Origin of the sequence: Burkholderia arboris (genome assembly GCF_902499125.1) — a bacterium.
GTDB classification, from domain to species: domain Bacteria; phylum Pseudomonadota; class Gammaproteobacteria; order Burkholderiales; family Burkholderiaceae; genus Burkholderia; species Burkholderia arboris.
Genome location: NZ_CABVPX010000002.1, coordinates 299403 through 319973 on the forward strand (window position 1 = coordinate 299403; position 20571 = coordinate 319973).

The window sequence follows — 20571 nt, forward strand, 5'->3', positions numbered from 1 at the left end:
ACAGGCCGCAGAAATGACCTCGTCCGCCTCATCCCTTCCCGGAGCAAGCCGCCCCCTGGCAGACACGCGACCGCCTCGCGTGCTGCGCAACATGCTGAGCCTTCACGACTTCGAGGCGGCGGCGCGGCGCGTGCTGCCGCGCCCGATCTTCGGCTATGTCAGCGGCGCGGCGGAAGACAACTGCACACGCGACGACAACCGCGCCGTGTTCGACGAGTACGGGTTTGCCACGCGCGTGCTGCGCAACGTTTCGCAGCGGCAACAGACGGTCGAACTGTTCGGACGGCGCTATGCGTCGCCGTTCGGCATCGCGCCGATGGGGATCCATGCGCTGTCGGCCTATCGCGGCGACATCGTGCTGGCGCGTGCCGCGCAGCGCGCGGGCATTGCATCGATCATGAGCGGCTCGTCGCTCATCCCGCTGGAGGAGGTCGCCGCCGCTGCGCCGGGCACCTGGTTCCAGGCGTACCTGCCAGGCGATCCGAGCCGCATCACCGCATTGCTCGAACGCGTCGCGCGTGCCGGCTACCGGACGCTGGTGATCACGGTCGACATCCCCGTGTCCGCCAATCGCGAAAACAACGTGCGTACCGGCTTCACCACGCCGCTGCGTCCCGGGGCGCGCCTGTTCTGGGACGGCCTCACGCGCCCGCGCTGGCTGGCCGGCACCTTCGCCCGGACGCTGCTCGCGCACGGCATGCCGCATTTCGAGAACTCCTTCGCAACACGCGGCGCACCGATCCTGTCGTCCTCGGTACTGCGGGATTTCTCCGCGCGCGACCATCTCGACTGGACGCATCTGAAGCGGATCCGGCAGGAATGGAAGGGCGAACTGGTGATCAAGGGCATTCTCGGCGTGGACGATGCCGTGATCGCCCGCGACGCGGGTGCCGACGGCATCATCCTGTCGAACCACGGTGGCCGCCAGCTGGACGGCGCGGTCTCGCCGATGCGGATCCTGCCCGACGTGATTCGCGCGCTCGGGGCGGATTATCCGGTGATGATCGACAGCGGCTTTCGTCGCGGGTCGGACGTGCTGAAAGCCATCGCGATGGGCGCCCGCATGGTATTCGTCGGGCGGCCGTTCAATTACGCGGCGGCCGTGGCCGGCGAAGCCGGCGTGCTGCACGCGATCGGCCTGTTGCACGATGAAGTGGACCGGAACATGGCGATGCTCGGCGTCGAGCGGTGCAGCCATTTGACGCCCGACGTGCTGATCCGGAAAAACGGATGACCGGCCTCGCGGACGGCTGTCCAGCGGCCGGGCGAGTGAGCGACGGAGGAACGCTCAAACGCCGGGCATCGCCGCCGTGTTGTCCGGCGGCACGTGCTCTGCCTCGTCACTGGGCGTCCGGCCGAAATGCCGCCGATATTCGCGGCTGAACTGCGATGCGCTGTCGTAGCCGACGTCGATCCCGATCTCGCCCACGCGCGCACCGCCCGACAGGATGCGCCGCCGGGCTTCTTCCAGTCTGATCTCGCGCCGGTAGTCGAGTGGCGTCATCGCCGTGATCGCCTTGAAATGGCGATGCAGCGAGGTCACGCTCATCCCGACGAGCGCCGCCAGTTCGTCGATCCGGAACGGCTGACGATAGTGCTCGCGCAGCCAGCAGGTCGCGCGGCTGATCCGCGTGAGGTTCGGGTCGTTGACGATCCCGGCAACCACCGGGCCGAACGCGCCTTGCAACAGCCGGTAAATGATCTCGCGCTCGATCATCGGCGCGAGCACCGCGGCGTCTTCCGGCCGGTCGAGAATGGTCAGCAAGCGGGTCAGCGGATCGATCAGGTCCGGCTCCAGTGCGCCCGTGACCAGCCCGCCCACGCGGTCTTTCGATCCGGGCCGCGCCGGCATCGTCGACCAGACCTCGGCAACGCGCAGGCGGTCGAGCGCCAAGGTCACGGCAAGGTGCGGGTGGTCGGGATGCGCATCGGTCACGCAGGCCGTCACCGGCACGTCGGCCGTGGCGATCAGGCACTGCGACGCCCCAGCGTCGTACACCGACTGCCCGAGCAACACGCGCTTGCGGCCCTGAAGCACCACGCACAGGCGCGGCTCGTAGAAGCTGCGCACCGGCTTCGTCGGATGAGGGCAGTTGAACAACGTGACGTTCGGCAACGACGTCGCCTGACGTGGCTGCCTGCAATGTCGCCGTACGATCCGGCGAAGCGCCGACTGCTGGTTTGCGGACATGGAGAGCCGGCCCCGAAGTAAGGATGCACGCGACACGCACTTTGGCAGGATCGTGCAAGACCTTGATCTTAACGGACTAACGCGCGAGATCGCCGCGGCGCCACCATTGCACCTGCATTTCGTCGAAAGAGGAGGGTGCAACGATGACAGCATGTCCTGAAGATTCGGTCTGGTTCGTGACCGGCAGTTCCTCCGGCCTGGGCCGCGAGCTGGCGGAACAGGCGTTGGCACGCGGCTGGCGTGTCGTGCTGGCGGTCCGGCAGCCCGACGCCGTGGCGAGCCTCGCCGGCCGATATCCCGATACCGCGATGACGGTGCGCCTGGATGTCACCGATCCGGTATCGATAGCCGATGCGGTTGCCGCCGCACAAGCACGCTTCGGCCACATCGACGTCCTGGTGAACGCGGCGGGATACGGCTATCTCGCCGCGATCGAGGAGGGCGAAGACCAGGCCATTCGCGCGCAATTCGAGACCAACGTATTCGGCCTGCTGGCCGTCACCCGGGCCGTGCTGCCCGGCATGCGGGCGCGACGTTGCGGCCGCGTCGTGAATTTTTCGTCACTGGGCGGCCTCGTCGCATTCGCCGCGACCGGCTACTACCACGCAACGAAGTTCGCGGTCGAAGCGTTGTCCGAATCGCTGTCGCATGAAGTCGCGCCGCTCGGCATCGCGGTCACGATCGTCGAGCCTGGCGCGTTTCGGACGGAATGGGCCGGTCGTTCGATGGTTGCCTCCGGTACGGTGATCGACGATTACGCGCCCACGGCCGGCAAGCGCCGCGCGGCGACGAGAGCGGTATCGGGGCATCAGCCGGGCGACCCGGTCAAGGCGGCCGCCGCGGTGATCGCCGCGCTGGAATCGAATGCGCTGCCGTTGCGCCTGCTGCTCGGCAAGGCGGCGCTCGACGTTGCGCTCGAGCGCCTCGATGCGCTGCGCACGAATTTCGAAGCATGGCGCGATCTCACCGAGGGGACCGATTTTCCGGCCGCATGACGCACCGGATAGTCTGTCGCGGAACACGCAGTTGGATAAAACGATGCATCTATCCGGATAACTTTTCTTATCACAACACGATGATTTCATTTCCAAACTGATCAATCGGGAAACGCGTCGATCCCGGTCGCCGCGACATGCCGCGTCCTTCATCGCTCGCCGGAGATGGGCGGGCCGTCTTTGCGACGAGGCAGGCGAGCGGTTCGAATGTCCGCGCTCGATCGGACAGGGCGTCAAGACAAACGCCCCAAAGGCCGGATCGATATCCAGCTTTTGGGGCGCAGTTCATTACACCGGCTGTTTGATGGGCGGGATCGGACAGCCGGCGACCTCCGCCGGTCGTGCCGCCGCGATGGCTGCGAACGGCACCCGGCCAGTCTGCCCGGCGCCTCGCGACGCATCGCGAGGCGGCTTGCTTCACGACGTTTGCGCGGTGGACGTCAGGAAAATCTCCCGCATGCAAACGTGCTGCGGCTGCGCATAGGCAAAGCACACCGTGCGTGCGACGTCGTCGGGATGCAGGACCGATTCCAGCGAACTCATCCACTCACGGAACATGGTCTTGGCGGACTCCGACGTCGTTGCGTCGAGCAGGGGCGTGTCGACCACGCCGGGCGCGATGGTCGACACGCGGATATTGTGCTGACCGAGATCGGCACCGAGCCCGGCAGACATCCCGTGCACGGCGAACTTCGACGCACAATAGGCCGAATGAAACGGAAAGGCCTGGCGTCCGGTGATCGAGCTGACGTTGAAAATGCTGCCTCGCCGCCGCTCGACCATGCCCGGCAGCACGCTGTGAATCGCATTCATCGTGCCGACGACGTTCACGTCCAGCATGGTCCGGAGTTCGTCGGCCGATTGCTCGAGCGGCTCGCCGAGCAACATCGTTCCCGCGCTGTTCACGAGACAATCCACACCGCCGAACTGCGCTTGCGCGGCCTGTACCGCGGATCGCACCGCACGCTCGTCGGTCACGTCCGCCGCGACGCATACGGCGTTGGGCAAATCGAGCGACTGCAGCTCGGCCAGCCGCCGCGACACCAGCAGCAGCGGATGCCCCAGTGCCGAGAACGCACGCGCGACCGCCGCGCCGATACCGGAGCTCGCGCCCGTCACCATCACCAGCGGCAAAGTCGTCACGACGCGCCTCCCACGCGGGCCGCGCGGTCTCGCTTGCGCTGCGCGCGTTGCTGCACGTCGGCGTACATCGCCTTGACGGCATTCGCCGTGAAGAACGCCATGTGCTCGTCGAAACGTCCCGGATGGACGATCGAGAACGGGGCAGGCGGGCGTTTGCCGAGCGTGGCCTCGTAAAGCGGACCGATCGGGTCGTTCAGGTGCGTGCTGCGGAAGTTGTGCGCTGTCTGGGCCGCGTTTTCGGCGCCCGAAATCGACGCGGTCGGCGTATTGTCTTCCGGACTCACGCCGATCTGCGTCTTGACGAACTGAATGTGCTCGTCACGCCATGTCCGCACGTACTGGTACACGTAGACCGTCTGGCGAATCATCGCGGCGAGTTCCGGTTGCGTGTTCAGGCGCAGCACCTGCTGCGCTTGCTCGAGCACGGCGTCGTCGTCGCGCGCGGCCGTTTCGTTGAATTGCATCAGCCGCAGACGGAGCGAGCGTACCAGCAGCGGGTAGATCGTCAGGAACAGCCCCTTGCGGAGATTGTGCGAATGCGAGCCGCTCGTGATGCCAAGCGCCGGCCGGATCGCGAAGTAAGCCTTCGGACTGAGCGTTCGCACGATCGGCTTGATGTTGTCGGTGACGATCTGCAGCAATTTGTTGCACATCGCCAGCGACGTCGCTTCATGTTCGAACGATTCGTTCGCTTCGTCGACGAGCGCCAGAATCGAATCCGCGATGACGTCGTTGACGAGGCCCACCAGGACTTCGCTGATCTGGTGGTACGCACGAAACTGCATCAGGTACGTCGGATCCTTGAGATCGACGCAGTTGACCGCATCGCGCACCTCGTCGTTCTGCACGACCCGCTGATAGAACGCCTCGGCGCTTTCGCCTTCGTGGCGAAACACGCCCGGTACGCGAACATGGCGCAGCACGGCCAGCCAGATCGTTTCGTAATTGGTATTGACGAAGGTGTGAAAGAACGTGAAGCGTTGCGGATCGTCGAGATCCTTCTCGGAAAGGTCGAGGACCGATTCCGGCGCCGTTTTGAGCGCTTCGTACATCGCTTCGGTCTTTTTCGCGGCAGCCTGATAGGTGGACGAATCCTCGATCGACAGAAAGTCCCCGCCATTGCGGCCGAGATCCGTTTGCACCAGCAACTGCGAAAAGCGGTGCAGCGAATCGTTGAAATGATTCATCCACGTAATCTTGATCGAAACGTCGCCAAAGCGTGAATGACTGACGTCGTCGATGATCCGGTCGGCGAGGACTGAAATGTTATTCAGGCAGATTTCCGCCCCTCTGAGGATCGCGACAATACATTTTGCATCGACCTGCTGCTTTTCGCAGTTTATGAGTCGATCCAGATATTTCACGCCATGCAGAAGTTCGTAGTTCGCAAGCACCGCGGTGCCGTCGATCTCCGCGTGAGTCGCGAAGGCCTCGCGACGGCGCGTGATTTCGTCCAGGTCCAGCGATTTGGCGAGAAGCTTCTCCGTCGCGTGTTCCGCGGTGACGGGGAGATTGCTTTTGCTGCGCAGGAACGAGGCGATTTCTTGACGAATCGTACGAGCCGATTCGCTCTCAGGTGCTTTGACTTCCATTTAAAACCTCTCGATGGTCCGATGTTGATTTAATTGATTTTCATGACGTATCAGGTGGCGCGGAGGGGGATTGTATCGAGTATTTTCTCGAAATGATTGCTGTCAAAACAGACAGTTTTATTTACCTCCTCGACACCTGATGTTTATGTCAGGGATGTCTGTCAGATATTGCAGGTTCACGTCAGAAGATTTTGATTGTCTAATCACACACCGCAACAGTTATTGAAAAATTAATATATTTTCAGCATGTTCAAAGAAACACGCGGTTTGCAAATCGGATAAATACAGAATGATGCGGACGGACGATATTGCCCCGCGCCTGCGGGCCAGCCTGGCCCAGGTTCTCGGAGCGCCGCTCCAATACGGTTTTCTCGCGGCGTTGTGCCGTGCCGGGGTGCGCGGCGTCGATTGCGGCAACGACGCGACCATCACGATCCGCAGACGTTCGGCTGTCGTTGGCGCGGACCCGACGATCACGCTCGGATCGCTCGAGCTTGCCGGGCCTCTGCGCACGCTGGTTCGACGGGTCGCCGACCGCCTCGACGCAGCGGGGGGCGCCGAAGCCGGCGCCGCCATCGATCAATGGGCGCTCGAGGTCCACGGCGCGGCGGACGGCCCCGTCGTGCTCCGGCCGCACGACCCGATGCAGGCGAACGCGTGGCAGGTCAGCGTTGCCGGCGCTCCGGCGCTCGCGGCCGCCATCGGCGACCTGTGGCGCCGCGCGGCATCCGAACTCGCCGATCAGTTGAGCGTCGATCCGATCGTCGACGTCACACGGGTGCTCGCCGGGCGCGCGATGCGCGACGCAGGCGATGCCGTGCTGACCCTGATCCACGGCGCCGACGGCAGCGTCGTGCCGTTCGCGCCGCTGGCCGCGCGGCTGCCGTTCCGCGTCCGCGCGTTTCGCGGTGTGCCGGCGCAACTCGCGCAGGCCGCCGACCTGAAGGATCTCGCGCGCCGATACGCCGATGCCCTGTGCGAGATCGACGACCGGCCGTTCCACTGGATCGGCGGTCACTCCTTCGGTGCGGTGGTGGCGCGCGAAATGGCCGCCTTGCTGGAGAAGCGCGACAAGCGCCTCGGCGTCGTGGTCAGCCTCGATCCGTCGCTGGCCCTCGCGGCACGCGAACGCGCGAGCAACGACCGCACGGAGCGCATCACGCTGCTCAAGGCGATGTTTCCGCCGGCGGAAGCCGATCGCTTCCTCGCCGAATCACCCAGCGACGGCGACATCGACGCCCGCCTGCATCGGCGCATGCCCGCCGCCCGCCTGCGCGAGGTACTCGACATGCGCCAGACGTGCCTGGCCTTGCTGAAGTCCCATCGCACCGTCGCGGCGCCCGCCACGCGCGTGGCATGCCTGCACGCGCGCGAGCCTCTGCTGCCCGACTGGCATGCGCTCGCGCTCCAGCATCGCGTGCAAGGCATCGAAGTACCCGGCAATCACTTTTCAATGCTCTCGGAGCCGCACGTCGCATGTGTCGCTTCGATCGTTCAATCCCTTCGTCCTGAATCCTGCGATGACTGAATCCATCTATTCACCCCACATCCCGCATCGGGTCTTCGAACAGTGCGCGGCCGCGAGGCCCGAACGCATCGCGGCGGTCTCGGATCGCGAAAGCGTGACCTACGGTGAACTGAATGCACGCGCGAACCGGCTCGCGCGTTTCCTGCGCGATGAAGTCGGCATCCGCGCCGGCGAGGCCGTCGGCGTGTGCACGGATCACGATCCCGTCAGGCTGGTCGCGTTGCTCGCCATCGTGAAGTGCGGGGCCGTCTACGTGCCGGTCGATGCGGCGTGCCCCGAGGACCGCATGCGTCACATGGTCCAGCGCGCGCGAATCGCGTTCGTGCTGACCGCCCTGGAAGGCCGCGCGATGACGCAGCTCGGCGGCGTGCCGCAAAGCGACGTCTACGTGGCGCTGAAGCGGGCGAGCGAGTTGTCGTCCGACAATCTCGGGCTCGATGCCGAACTGCACGATCCGCTCTACGTCATTTTCACGTCGGGTTCCACCGGGCTGCCGAAGGGCGTTGCCGTCTCGCATGCGGCTGCGTGGAATCACTTCAGCTGGATCATCGGCTACCTGGGATTCCGCGAGGACGATCGCTGGCTGCAAAGTATCAACCCGTGCTTCGATCCGTCCATGCACGAGCTGCTCGCGCCGCTGACGATCGGTGCGACGGTGTGCTTTCTCGGCGGCACGCACCGGATCGACAGCGTCGAGATCGTGGCCGCCATCCGGCGGCATGCGGCGACGCACATCACGACCGTGCCGACGATGTTCAACCTCATCACGCAAACGCCGGGCTTCGATCAATGCACGAGCCTGAAGGCGATCTGCGTCGGTGGCGAGGTCTTCCGTCCGTCGCTCGCGGAACGCGCACGGCGCCTGCTGCCGGACACGGTCGTCCACAACGTGTACGGGCCGACGGAGGCGACGATCATGGCGAGCGCATGGCCTTACGACGACGCGCCGCGGGATTCGTTGCCGATCGGCGCGCCGGTTTCGCACACGCGCTTCTACCTGCGTCGAACCGCGGCGGACGGCGTGACCGATACGGTCGTGCCCCCGGCGCCGGGGGAGGAGGGCGAGCTGTGCATCAGCGGCGCGGCGCTGGCCAACGGCTATGTGAACGACGCCGCGGAAACGGCGCTGCGCTTCATCGCGAATCCGCTGTTCGAGGTCGGCGACCTGGCGGTGTACTCGCGCATCTACCTGACCGGCGACGTCTGCCGGGTCGATGCCGATGGCCTGGTCCACTGCGTGGGGCGCGTGGACGACCAGGTGAAGATCAACGGCCAGCGCGTGGAATTGGCGGAGATCGAATCCGCGGTGCTGCGCTCGCCGATGGTGCGCGATGCCACGGCGCTCGTGGTCGGCGACCGGCTGACCGCGATCGTGGTCCTGGCCGACGGCCACGACACCGCGTGGATGCGGGCACTGAGCGAAACCGCGGCTCACACGCTGCCGGCCGCCTGGCTGCCGAAGGACTGGGTCGCGGTCGCGGAGATTCCCCGTCAGGCGATGAGCGGCAAGGCCGACCGGCGGGCGCTCGTCGACCTCTGCCGCCAGGCCACCGAGCGCGCCCGCGCGGAGGACGCGCCGGCCAGCGACGTCGAGTCCGAAATCGGCCGCGTGCTGGCCGAGCTGATCGGCCTGGGCAGCGATGCGCTGATCGACCGAGACGAGCCGTTCGCGGACATCGGGCTCGATTCGCTGGGCGTGCAGGCGCTGTCGCTACGGCTCAGCGCCGCCTTCGGGGTGTCCCTCCGGGCTGAAGACATGTTCGAGTACTACACGATCGACCTGCTTACGCGCGAAATCCACTCACGGCTTGCAACGGCATGAGCACGACGCCGGCCGCCGCACGCGGCGCCGGGTCTTCCAGACGGAGAATTCTTTTGGATACCGATGTACTGATCGCCGGTGGCGGCCTGGCCGGCCTGTATGCCGCTTATGAACTGAAGAAGCGTCGCCCCGAACTGCGCGTCCGGTTGTACGAGATGCTGTCGCGCGTCGGCGGCCGGGTGCAGACCGACGAGATGCTGTCCGGTGCATTTCGCGCCGAATATGGCGCCGTGCGAATCGAACCCGATCTTCAACCGCTCGTCGATGCGTTCGTGCAGGCGCTGGGCGTACCCGTGCAACCCATTTCGTCGCATGAGGCGGGTTCGTCGATCCGTCCGTGTGCGGAGCGGCTGACCGAGGACGAGCGCGCGCTGCTGGCAGATCCGCGTGCGCACGATCCGCCGTGGGCGCTGCTGATGCATGCGGTGCGCATGATCGTCGCGGACCAGTGGGACCTCGACGGCGACCGTTTCGACCGGCCGGGCCGGTCCGAGGCGCTGGCGCGATTCCGTACGGACGCGCAGTTCGACGGCATGCCGCTTTACCAGCAGGGCATCTGGAACGTGCTCTCGAACGTGCTGAGCCATGAAGCGGTCGAGTTCACGCGCGAAAAGGGGGCGTTCTACAACTTCAAGAACGCGAATCCGAATGCCGCGGAATGGATCGCGACCCTGCTCGATTTGCGCCTGCTCGCGCGTCCGTCGTACCTGCCGGTCGGCGGCATGCAAGCGCTGATCGACCACGCCAGCCGCGCGGTGCGCGCGCTGGGTGTCGACGTGGTCCTGAATCGCGCGCTCGTCGACTTGTCGGAGCAGCCCGACGGCACCCTCGCCGCGACGATCGAAGACGTGTCGGCTGCGGAGCGGCGCCGCGTCGTCGTCGAGTGCGGACGCGTCGTGCTCGCGCTGCCGCAGCGTCCGCTCCGGGATCTGGCCCGCTGCCTGCCGCCGGCCGTGACCGCCAGCCTCGATGCCGTCGTCCCGTTCCCGATCACGTGGGCATGCTGCGTCGTCGAGGACCCGTGGTGGACCGCCGACACCCCGCCGGGCAGCGGCGAAGGCGCGATGGTCCGGGCCGCGCATTTCGAAGTCCACCCGCGACAGCCCGAACGGTACGGCATGGCGATGTTCTACAGCGATGAACCGTGGCATCAGTACTGGGCCAACCTGATCGACACGGACGAAGGCCGCCGCGGCTGGCAGTCGGCCCCGTATCGCAACCGGGGCGAACGCCTGAAGGCGGCGCTCGTCCGGACCCTGCAGCAGACGTTCTCCCGCGACGACACGCCGCGCATCCTCGAATGGGGCATCCGCGACTGGAGCATGGCGCCGTTCGGCGCCGGCGTGCATTTCTGGCGCCCCGGCTACCGGTCGGCGGACGTGATCCGGCAACTGGCCGCGTTCAGTATCGGCAGCGATCCGGACAACCGGTGCGTGCACATCTGCGGCGAAGCGTATTCGGACCTGCAGGGCTTTTTCGAAGGCGCCTGCCGTTCGGTGCAATGCGCGCTGCAACAGATCGACGCGCAGAGCGGAACGGAACAGAACAACGAAACGACGGAGTCGAGCAATGAAGCAGCGTGAACGGGTACCGGGGGAAATCTCCATTGTCGGCATGGCATGCGAGTTGCCCGGAGCCGCCCATTCTCTCGACGCGTTCCGCGCGGTCGTGCTGGAAGGGCGGGAAACCACCGGGCCGATGCCGGCCGGCCGCTTCGGCGCGGACGGCGCCGCGACGCCGCCGCACGCGCTGCACGGCGGCTTCCTGGCACGCTCGCCGTGGGCATTCGATCCGACCGTGTTCTCGATCGCGCCGAAAGAGGCGATCTACATGGATCCGCAGCATCGGCTGCTGCTGGAAACGAGCTATCACGCCATCGAGGACGCGGGGCTCGACCCTTCGTCACTGAGGAAGCAGCGCTGGGGCGTGTTCGTCGGTCTGAGCACGCTCGACTATGCGCGCCGCATGGCAAGCAGCGGCGACTACAACGGATTCCTGAGCCGCGGCGCGCTGGGCAGCATGGCCGCGGGGCGGATCGCCTATCACCTCGGGCTCGAAGGACCCGCGCTGGTCGTCGATACCGCTTGCTCGTCGTCGCTGGTGGCGGTTCACCAGGCGCTCGGCGCGCTGGCCGCGGGCGAATGCGACGCGGCGATCGTGGCCGGCGCGTCGCTCATGCTGACGCATGACTACAGCGTGGATCTGGCGCAGGCCGGCATGCTGGCCGCCGACGGCCGCTGCAAGACCTTTACGCGACACGCCGACGGCTTTGCGCGCGGCGAAGGTGTCGGCGCCGTCGTGTTGATGCGCGAATCGGACGCCGTGCGCACCGGCAAGCGAATTTACGCGAACCTGCTCGGCAGCGCCGTGAACAGCGACGGCCGCAGCAACGGGATCACCGCGCCGTCGCAGGCCGCGCAGCGGCGCGTGATCGAAGACGCGCTGGCGAGCGCTGCGGTGACGCCGGCCGACGTCTCCTATGTCGAAACACACGGAACCGGCACCGATCTCGGCGACCGAATCGAGTTGTCCGCGATCGCGGACGTGTTCGGCACACGCACGCATGCGCTGTATCTCGGGGCACTCAAGGCCAATATCGGCCATTGCGAGGGGAGCGCCGGGATCGCGAGCCTGATCAAGGCGGCCCTGTGCCTGTCCGCGCGGCAAATCGCACCGCACTGCATGGCGGACGATATCGACGAGGATCTTCCGCTCGCGCGCTTTCAGGGGGTGATCCCTGCGACGCCCACGCGCTGGCAGCCGGGCGACCCGGACGGGCGACTGATCGCGGGGGTCAGTTCGTTCGGCATGAGCGGCACCAACGCGCACGTCGTGCTGGGCGAGCCGCGCGCGCAACGCTCGGCCACGCCGGCGGCAGCGCGCCGGACCGGCGCGAGCCTGCTGTTCCTGTCGGCCCGCACACCGGCGTCGGTTCAGGCGTTGGCCGACGCTTATGCCAATGCCATCGACGCATCGCCCGGTATCGACATGCAGGCCATGTGCGACGCGGCGCTGGCCAATCGCCAGGTCTGGCCGCACGCATCGATCGCGGTCACGGCCAGCAGCCCGGCCGAACTGGTCGAGCGGTTGCGCGAACGTTGCGCCGCACCGGGCCCGACGACGCGGCTGCGGCGCGTGGCGATGGTCTTCACCGGGCAGGGCAGCCAGTACGCGGGCATGGCTCACGGGCTGTTCAACGCCAACCGGCGATTCCGCGAGCTGCTCACGGAATTCGCCGGTCGCGTCGACGGCATCGCCGGCTGGGACACGCCGTTGCTGCCGCGCATGCTGGCCACCGAGCCGGCTGCCGGCGCCTCGCTGCCGCTCGTGCGCGAACAGCGGGCGTCGCAACTCTCGCTGCTCGTCCTGCAATGCGCGCTCGCGCAGTTCTGGCAGGAACTCGGTTGCCGACCCTACGCGGTGCTCGGACATAGCGTCGGCGAATATGCCGCGGCGTGGTTCGCCGGCGCATTCGACTTCGACACGGCGGCGCGCCTCGTGCTCGCGCGCGCCGACGCCATGGAGCGAGCGTGTTCGGCTGCCCCCGGCAAGATGCTGTCGATCGCCGCACCGCGACCGATCGTCGAAGCCCTGATCGACGAGGTCAATCGTGGCCTGCCGTCGGCCGGGCTCTGGCTGTCGGCGCTGAATGCGCCGCAATCGACCGTGGTCGCCGGCTCCGATACGGCCGTGCTGGCCGCTGCGGAGCATGCGCAGCGGCAAGGCCTGACGGTCACGCCGCTCGACACGCAGGGCGCCTTTCATACGCCCCTGATGCAATCCGCGGCAGACGAATTCGCCGCTCACGCATCGCGTCTCCTGGCCGGCGATATCGCGGTGAAACGCCCATCCGTCCGGTTCGTGAGTTCCGTCGAAGGGCGGGTCGGTTCCGCGCACATGGAAGCGGCGCTGGGTTCGCCGGCATACTGGGCCGAACAGATCGTGCGGCCCGTCGATTTCGCGGCCGCCGCCGCCGGGATCGTCGGCGACGACGTCGACGCGGTGCTCGAAATCGGGCCGCGCCCGGTGCTCTGCGGCCTCGTCGCAGCCACCGCGCGCGCGGCGCAACGCGTGTTGACGTGCCTGCCCAGCATCGACCGGCGCGGCGCCGACGACGAAACGTTCCTGCGTGCTGCCGGACGCCTCGCCGAGGGCGGCGCACTGGACATCCGGAAGGCCATGCAGGCATTCGGCGATGCGCAGGCCGGTGAGCCGTTCATCGAGCTGCCGAAATATCCGTTCGACCACACGCTGCTGCAGCCGGCTTCGTGGCCGCACGCCGTCGCCCGCGCGAGCAGCGGCGGCACGCAAGCGCTGGCATTGCGCGATACGCCGGCGTGGTCGGCCATCGATTTTCGCGCGACCTTGCAGGTCGACCCCGGCACGCCCGCGCTGGACTGGATCAATCAGCACCGGATTCACGGCCGCGCGATCGTACCCGGCGCGTTCTACCTGTCGACGGGTGTATCGCTCGCGATGCAGGCCATTTCGCGGGCGTCCCGGCAGGATCCGGCCGGCGCCCTGATTCGGCTCGACGATCTGACGGTCAGCCGGCCGCTCGTATTCGACGATGCGGTCGCGACGCACGAGGTGGCCTGCCAGATCACCGGCCCCGCACACGATGGCCGCTACGCGATCGTGTACCGGCTGCCGGGCGAGGGCGATGCCGAACTGGCACGCGTGCACGTTGCGCCGGAACACGCGCCGCTGCCGCCTTCGAGCGGTCCGTTCGCCGAGCAGCCGGATGAATGGATGCGCCCGGACGCGTTCTTCGACGAATATGCGCGCCGGGGCGTCGAGTACGGCCCGCTATTCCAGCGGATCGTTGCATACCAGCGCGTCAGCGACATCGAAGTACGCTGCCGCATTGCACCGCCCGACACGCAGCCCGAGCTGCCGCTCAGTCACAGTGCCTTCATCGACACGTGCTTCCAGTCGCTCGGCGTGTGCCGCGGCCGTCCGGACAGCGCCTACGCTCCCGTTGCGCTCGAGTCGATCCAGATCGATCCGGATGCGCGCTGGTCTTCGGCGCTGACTTGCCGGGCCGTGCTTCGGGAGTCGAGCGACACGATACTGGTCGGCGACGTGCACGTCCAGGACGAATCCGGCCGGGACGTTGCAACATTTCATGGCGTGACCTGCGTGAGCCTGCCGGAACCGGCCGCCGAGCACGATGACGTGCATTTCCGGGTCGAATGGGTGCGGGACGGCGTCCCGGAACTGTCGGCCGGCGCGCCGCTAACCGGCGAAACGTGGCTGCTGCTCGCACCGGCCGATGCGCCGGCGCCCGGTCACTGGCACGACGCTCTTGCCGGGCGCGGCGCAGCGAGCTGCTCGCTCGCGTTGCCGGGCGAATCGCACCGCGCCGGCGCGCCGATCGACCGCCCGCTGGCCGATGACGCGCGCGTGCGCACGATCGTCGTGTGGGCGCCCCACGGGTGGTTGTCCGGGGCAGCGTCTTACGGCGCGGTGGCCGCGTTCGTTCGCGACGTGCGGCGCAGCGTCGAGACGGTGTCGGACCGGCAACCGGGCCAACCGCTGCAGGTGTGTCTCGTGACGGAGACGGGTCATGCCGCGCCGGACGTGCTGGGGGCCGCGACGATGCAGGCGCTCGCGGTTCATTTGCAGGCCGAGCTGCCCGCGCTGGACGCGGCACAGCTCGAGGTAGCCGTCGTGGGCGAACGCGTCGTCGACGCGATCGTGGCGGTACGGGGCGCGAAGCCGGGCATGACGCCGCGGCGGATCACGACACCGCTGTGGCGTATCGACGACGCGGGGCTGGCGCGCCGCGAAACCGTGGCCGGTTTGCCGGCAGTCGACGGCGACCCGGCGCTTCAGCCGCGCAGCGACGGCCGTTACCTCGTGACCGGTGCGTTCGGCGGTGCGGGCAGACATCTCATCGAACATCTCGTCGACGCGTGCGGATGCCGGAACCTCGTCCTGATGCGTCGCCGCGCGTTGACGCCGGACGACGAGGATCACCGGTGGGTTGCGGGCCTGCGGGAGCGGTCCGGCGCGACGATTCAGCTGCTCGTCGCGGATCTGGCCGCCGCCGATGTCGACGGGGCGTGGCTGACCGCCCATGCGGGCGCGCTCGACGGCATTTTTCACCTGGCCGGCGCGACCGCCGACAGGAATATCCTGGACACCGACTCGGCGCAGCTCGACGCCGTCCTCGGCGCCAAGTTGCGCGGTGCGTCGGTGCTGCACGACTACGCGCACGGGCAGCCCTCGATCGAGTTCGTCGTGCATTTCTCGTCGCTGGCGTCGTTCGTCGAGTCGCCGGGTCAGATTTCGTATGCGATCGCGAACGCGGGACTGCAACGACTGGCCGCGCACGGCGTGTCGCTCGGCCTGCCGGCCATCGTGGTCGACTGGGGGCCGTGGGCGGACACCGGCATGTTGAAGCGGGTGGGGGGACGCGCGCCGTCGCGCTCGCTGCGACGGCTGCAACCGCTCGACCCGAAAGCCGCCAGCGCGGCATTGATCGCGGCGATGGCGCGCCTCGCGCACGGGGCGCATCTGGCGATTTATCGCGTCGTCCGGGATGCGCCCGCGCGATCCGGCGACACGGCCGCGACACGCGACGCCGCCGCGCCGGCGATCGGGCGGGACGCGGCCACGACGACGGCCGACGTCGCGTTCGCGCTGCTGACCGGGCTGATCGCAGCGGAGACGGGGCATGCGTCGCACCAGATTTCGAGGACCTCGACGCTGGACGAACTCGGGCTCGATTCGGTCGGCACGATCCGGATTCGCAGCGAACTGCAGGGGCGACTCGGGCTGAGCCTGCCCGCGAGCCTGTTCTTCGACAGCGCGACCGTCGCGGACATCCACGAACGGCTGGTCGCATCGATGGGCAAGGCCGCGGCACCTGCTCACGTCGAGGCAACGCCCGTGAAGGAGGGCGGGACGCCGGCCCGCGTGCCGCTCTCGTACAACCAGTTTGCGATCTGGTACGAGCAGATCCGCCACCGCGACAGCCGCGCCTACAACTGCGCAGTCGGCTGGCGCGTGATTGGCGACGGGCTTGACCTGGATCGGCTGGCGGCCCGGTGGCGGGATCTGCTTGGCGAACACGAATTGCTGCGCGCGACGTTCGACGAAGTCGAGCACGAGCCGGGATACGTGATTCACCCGCTCGACGAAACGCTCTCGCGTTGCGCCATCGCGATCGACGACGCCGCATCGGGTGCCGAGGTCGACGCGCGGATCCAGGCATTGCTGGCCGCCTCACCGGACCTGGCGACCGAATTCGCGACCCGCGTGAACGTGTTGCGCGTGTCGCCGCGCGAATGGTATCTGGTCGTGACGTCGAATCACCTCGTGATGGATGCCGCGACCATTTTCATCGTGGGCGTCCAGCTCCTTCAGGCGATGTGCGGCGCCACGGCGCCGCTGGTCGGCTCCGACGCACCGTATCGCGACTTCGTAGGCGCGCAGCGGGCGCTCGATGCGACGACCTTGACGGCGGCGCGCGCCTTCTTCGTCGAGCGGATCATCGACGGCGACGGCGTGCCCGTCAGCATTGACCTGCCGGTGGATCGGGTGCGGACGGAGCAGGGCGCGAAGACCGGCGGCACGGTGCGCGTGCCGGTGTCCGGGCGTCTGGTCGAACAGCTCAACGCGATGCCGGGCGGACGGCGCGCGGCCGTGCACCTTGCCGCATGGCTGCTGCTGCTTGCGCGATACTCGAACCAGAATCGCGTGATCACGGGTGTCGCGTTCAATGGCCGCTCGGCGCAACGCTGGCGCAACACGGTCGGCCATTTCGTCAACGTGCTGCCGCTCGTCAGCGAAGTCGACGAAAGCCAGACCGTCACGGCGGCAGTCGACCGCGTCAGGCGTGCGCTGTTCGAGCTGGTCGACCACCAGGACGTACCGCTCGCATTGCTGATGCGCGACGAACGCCTGCGTTCGGCCAGCCGGTCGGCCGGGTTGTTTCAGACCTACTTCAACTACTTCGATGCCTCCGAGATGGTGGTCGACGTCGGCGCGCAGCGCGACGCGATGCCGCTCGACATCACGCAGCAGGAAGCGCAATTCGATCTGAGCGCGTGGGTGACACAGCGTCAGCACGACTGGGCGATCGACCTCAAGTACGCCGATGCCGTGTTCGACCGCGCGACGGTCGAACAGATTGCGGAGCATTTCGCCACGCTGCTGGTCGCGTTGTCCGACCCCGGGCATGCCGAACGCGAAGTGGGTTCGATCACGATGCTGCCGGCCGAACAATTGCAGTTGCTGGCATCCGGGTGCGGCCCGGTTCCGCGCGACATGCGGGAGGTCGATCCGCGCGACACGGCATGCGTGCACGAGCAGTTCGCACGGCGCGCGGAAGAGACGCCGGACGCGGTCGCCATCGAATGGGGCGAACGCCGGCTGACCTACCGGGAATTGAATGCGCTCGCCGATACGGTGGCCGATACGCTGCGCAGCCAGGGCGTCGGCCGCGAGACGACCGTCGGGATCCTGTTGCCGCGCTTCGGGTGCCCGGAATCCATCGTTGCGATCCTCGCGATCTGGAAATGCGATGCCGCCTACGTCGCACTCGACCTGAAGCATCCGGCGGCGCGCACCGGCTACATGATCGACACGGCCCGATGCGCGATGGTGTTGACGCAACGGCACCGGCTGTCCGACAGCGTGCAACAGGCGCTCGCCGAGCGCGATGCGCTGGGGCTGTGCGACGTCGTGCTGCGCACGGACGACGCTGCGATCGACTGCGACGTCGTGCGCGCCGGCAGCGTGCAGCAGCACGCACGACTGGAGCCGAACGGCGCCTATGCCGATCGGGGCGGCAGGCTTGCTTACGTGCTGTTCACCTCCGGCAGCACCGGCAATCCGAAGGGCGTGCTGGTCGAGCATCTGGGGCTGACCCAGCGCCTGCGCTGGATGGAGCGGCATTTCGGCTTCTCGGCGCGCGACCGGTTCCTGCAGGGGACGGTTCTGACGTTCGATATCTCGGTGCCCGAATTCTGCCTGCCGCTGATGACGGGCGGGGTCGTCGTGCTGATGAACGAGACCGACGGGCCGGCCGGCCACGCCGCTGTGTGCGTACGCCACCGCGTGACCATGATGAGTACCGTGCCGTCGCTGCTGAACCTGCTGCTCGAGCCGCTCACCCGCTGCCCGACGCTGCGGCACGTGATTTCGGTCGGCGAAGCGTTGATGCAGCCCGTGGTGCGCGCATGGCTCGCGTCGGGCACGACCACGACGCTCAACAACCTGTACGGACCGACCGAAGTGACGATCTATGCGACCCATCATGCGTGTACCCGGGTACCCGACGGGCCGGGCGCATCGATCGGCGTCGCCTGCGACGGCGTGCGCTACTGGGTGCTGGACGCGCGCGGCCGCCCGGTGCCGCCGGGCGTGCCCGGCGAGCTCACCCTCGGCGGCAGCGGGGTGGCGCGCGGCTACATCGGCACGCTCAAGGCGCCCGACGCGTTCGCCGCCAATCCGTACCAGGACGACGCGACGCGCATGTACCGCACCGGCGATATCGTCAAATGGCGGCGCGACGGCGAACTCGACTACATCGGGCGCAACGATTTCCGCGTGAAGCTGCGGGGGCTGCTGGTCGAGCTGGGCGAGATCGAGCATGTGCTGATGTCGCATCCGGGCGTCCGTCATGCGACCGCGCTCGTGGTCGATGTCGGCGCGGCATCGTCAGCCGGGCGGCAGATCGTCGGTTGCGTCATTGCAGACACGTTCGACGAGCCTGCGGTGTTGGCCGCCGCGAAAACACGGTTGCCGGATTACATGGTGCCGTGGCGCCTGATGCGATTCGAGGACTTTCCGTCGAACAGCAGCGGCAAGGTCGACCGGAAGGCGCTCACGGAACGCGTGCTGGCCCGGATCGAGCAGGACGCCGACGCACGGCGGCAGCCGGATGCGGCGGACGCATTGTCGCCTGCACAAGCGGCCCTGTGCGCGCTGTGGAAGGCGCAGCTCGACCTGGCCTCGATCGGAACCCGCGAGAACTTCTTCCAGCTCGGCGGCGATTCGCTGTCGTTGACGCGCATGGTGCTCGCCGCCGAACGCGAACTCGCGCTGAAGGTCGACTTCAGCCTGTTCCTGACCAACCCGACGATCGACGGGTTCCTGGCCGCCTGTGCGAGCCGGCCCGATGGTTCGACGACGGCGGACGCCGCCGCCAGCCGGCAGGACGATGCACCGTATGCGTCGGATCTGGCAGCTGCCGCGACGTTGCCGGCATTCACGGGTACGGCGGCGAGGGCGACGGACGCCTATCTGTTGACCGGCGCAACCGGGCACCTCGGCGTCTGGCTCCTGCGGATGCTGCTCGAGGAAACGCATGCGGACGTCTATGTGCTGGTGCGCGGCAGTCACGACGATGACGCGCGCGCGCGTCTCGACGCACGCTACCGCGCCATGTTTGGCGACGCGCTGCCCGCCGCGCGTGTTCGCATCTGCCGGGGCGACGCAACCTTGCCGCAGTTCGGCCTGGACAACGACCGCCATGCGCAGTTGCTGACCCGCATCACGCAGGTCATGCATTGCGCCGCGCACGTCAACCATGCGGCCGACTACACATTCATGCGCGAAGGCAACGTCGGCGCGAGCCGGCACGTCCTGGCGTTTGCGGCTGCCGCGAAAGTCGCGCACGTGCACTACATTTCGACGCAGTACACGGAGCTCGGGTCCCTGCCGGAGCAATGGCTCGAACACGCAGCAATCCGCGAGCTGTCGTCGGGCTACGAACGCTCGAAATTCGTGGCGGAGGCCTGCGTTGCGCAAGCGGCACTGCACGGCTATCCCGCGTCGATCTACCGGCTGCCGCTGCTGATCGACGGCCGCGATCCGAACCTGAAACGGCAAAACCATTTCGTCGCGTTCAGCAACAAGTGCGTGGCGATGGGCGCTTATCCGGATCTTGCGATTCCGGTGCCGGTCATGCCGACGGAACACGTGGCGCGCTACATCGTCCGTCGCAGCAAGGTCACCATGATGTCGGCCGTGCGCAATGTCCATATCGACGATCTGGATTTTCGCGCGATCGTGTCGCGGCTGCGCCACGGGGCGGCACTGCGCGGCATGCCGGCGGCCGACTGGGTCGCCCGCGCTCGCGACGAGACGCCCGAATCCGATCCGTTCTTCAGGATGTTGCCGCTTTACAGCGCGCTCGGCGATGGCGGTAGCGGGCGGCCTGTCGAGCATGCCGCGTATCTCGACGAACTCGGCCGGCTGGAAATGCCGGCCGCCGACGACCCAAGCCGCTGGCTGCTCGACACGACGGCAGACTGCCTCGACCGGCTCGCCGCGCTTTGATCCCT

9 protein-coding genes are annotated in these 20571 nt (G+C 67.4%); 6 read left to right on the plus strand and 3 right to left on the minus strand.

What is annotated here, in order from left to right; all coding sequences use genetic code 11:
* Positions 1-13: 13 nt before the first annotated feature.
* Positions 14-1234, plus strand: coding sequence for an alpha-hydroxy acid oxidase (locus BLA15945_RS03815; protein WP_407045086.1), 1221 nt, complete (start codon positions 14-16; stop codon positions 1232-1234).
* A 54-nt stretch (positions 1235-1288) separates the two neighbouring features.
* Here BLA15945_RS03815 and BLA15945_RS03820 read toward each other — a convergent pair whose 3' ends face one another.
* Complete coding sequence (locus tag BLA15945_RS03820) at positions 1289-2344, minus strand: AraC family transcriptional regulator (protein WP_174991518.1); 1056 nt, start codon at positions 2342-2344, stop codon at positions 1289-1291.
* Between BLA15945_RS03820 and BLA15945_RS03825 the strand changes: the two genes are divergently transcribed.
* Positions 2335-3186, plus strand: a complete 852-nt coding sequence (locus tag BLA15945_RS03825; RefSeq protein WP_174991519.1) for an oxidoreductase — start codon at positions 2335-2337, stop codon at positions 3184-3186. The two genes, BLA15945_RS03820 and BLA15945_RS03825, sit on opposite strands and share 10 nt — an antisense overlap.
* 417 nt (positions 3187-3603) lie before the next feature.
* Here the strand turns inward: BLA15945_RS03825 and BLA15945_RS03830 are convergent, their stop codons facing one another.
* Together BLA15945_RS03830 and BLA15945_RS03835 are read right to left on the minus strand one after the other, a co-directional pair.
* Positions 3604-4329: an SDR family oxidoreductase gene (locus BLA15945_RS03830; RefSeq protein WP_196486572.1), complete on the minus strand. Its 726-nt coding sequence runs from the start codon at positions 4327-4329 to the stop codon at positions 3604-3606.
* Positions 4326-5516, minus strand: a complete 1191-nt coding sequence (locus BLA15945_RS03835) for a hypothetical protein (protein WP_174991520.1) — start codon at positions 5514-5516, stop codon at positions 4326-4328. Before BLA15945_RS03835 ends, BLA15945_RS03830 begins: the two co-directional genes overlap by 4 nt.
* A gap of 694 nt (positions 5517-6210) precedes the next feature.
* Between BLA15945_RS03835 and BLA15945_RS03840 the strand changes: the two genes are divergently transcribed.
* Genes BLA15945_RS03840 through BLA15945_RS03855 form a run of 4 tightly spaced genes read left to right on the plus strand, consistent with a single transcriptional unit; the run spans position 6211 to position 20566 of the window.
* Positions 6211-7449, plus strand: a complete 1239-nt coding sequence (locus BLA15945_RS03840) for a thioesterase domain-containing protein (RefSeq protein WP_174991521.1) — start codon at positions 6211-6213, stop codon at positions 7447-7449.
* Positions 7442-9271: an amino acid adenylation domain-containing protein gene (locus BLA15945_RS03845; protein WP_059234140.1), complete on the plus strand. Its 1830-nt coding sequence runs from the start codon at positions 7442-7444 to the stop codon at positions 9269-9271. The genes BLA15945_RS03840 and BLA15945_RS03845 overlap by 8 nt, the downstream gene beginning before the upstream one ends.
* Before the next feature lie 53 nt (positions 9272-9324).
* Positions 9325-10854 carry a flavin monoamine oxidase family protein gene (locus BLA15945_RS03850; protein WP_174991522.1) on the plus strand — a complete coding sequence of 510 codons (1530 nt, stop codon included), beginning with the start codon at positions 9325-9327 and terminating at the stop codon, positions 10852-10854.
* A complete protein-coding gene (locus tag BLA15945_RS03855; RefSeq protein ID WP_174991523.1) occupies positions 10841-20566 on the plus strand; it encodes a non-ribosomal peptide synthetase/type I polyketide synthase in 9726 nt (3241 codons plus the stop codon). Before BLA15945_RS03850 ends, BLA15945_RS03855 begins: the two co-directional genes overlap by 14 nt.
* Positions 20567-20571: the final 5 nt, after the last annotated feature.

Excerpts from the sequence above, each read along its gene's own strand:
- BLA15945_RS03815 (WP_407045086.1), top strand. The coding sequence starts at position 14 with ATGACCTCGTCCGCCTCATCCCTTCCCGGAGCAAGCCGCCCCCTGGCA.
- BLA15945_RS03825 (WP_174991519.1), top strand. The coding sequence starts at position 2,335 with ATGACAGCATGTCCTGAAGATTCGGTCTGGTTCGTGACCGGCAGTTCC.
- BLA15945_RS03820 (WP_174991518.1), bottom strand. The coding sequence starts at position 2,344 with ATGCTGTCATCGTTGCACCCTCCTCTTTCGACGAAATGCAGGTGCAAT.
- BLA15945_RS03835 (WP_174991520.1), bottom strand. The coding sequence starts at position 5,516 with ATGAATCATTTCAACGATTCGCTGCACCGCTTTTCGCAGTTGCTGGTG.
- BLA15945_RS03840 (WP_174991521.1), top strand. The coding sequence starts at position 6,211 with ATGATGCGGACGGACGATATTGCCCCGCGCCTGCGGGCCAGCCTGGCC.
- BLA15945_RS03845 (WP_059234140.1), top strand. The coding sequence starts at position 7,442 with ATGACTGAATCCATCTATTCACCCCACATCCCGCATCGGGTCTTCGAA.
- BLA15945_RS03855 (WP_174991523.1), top strand. The coding sequence starts at position 10,841 with ATGAAGCAGCGTGAACGGGTACCGGGGGAAATCTCCATTGTCGGCATG.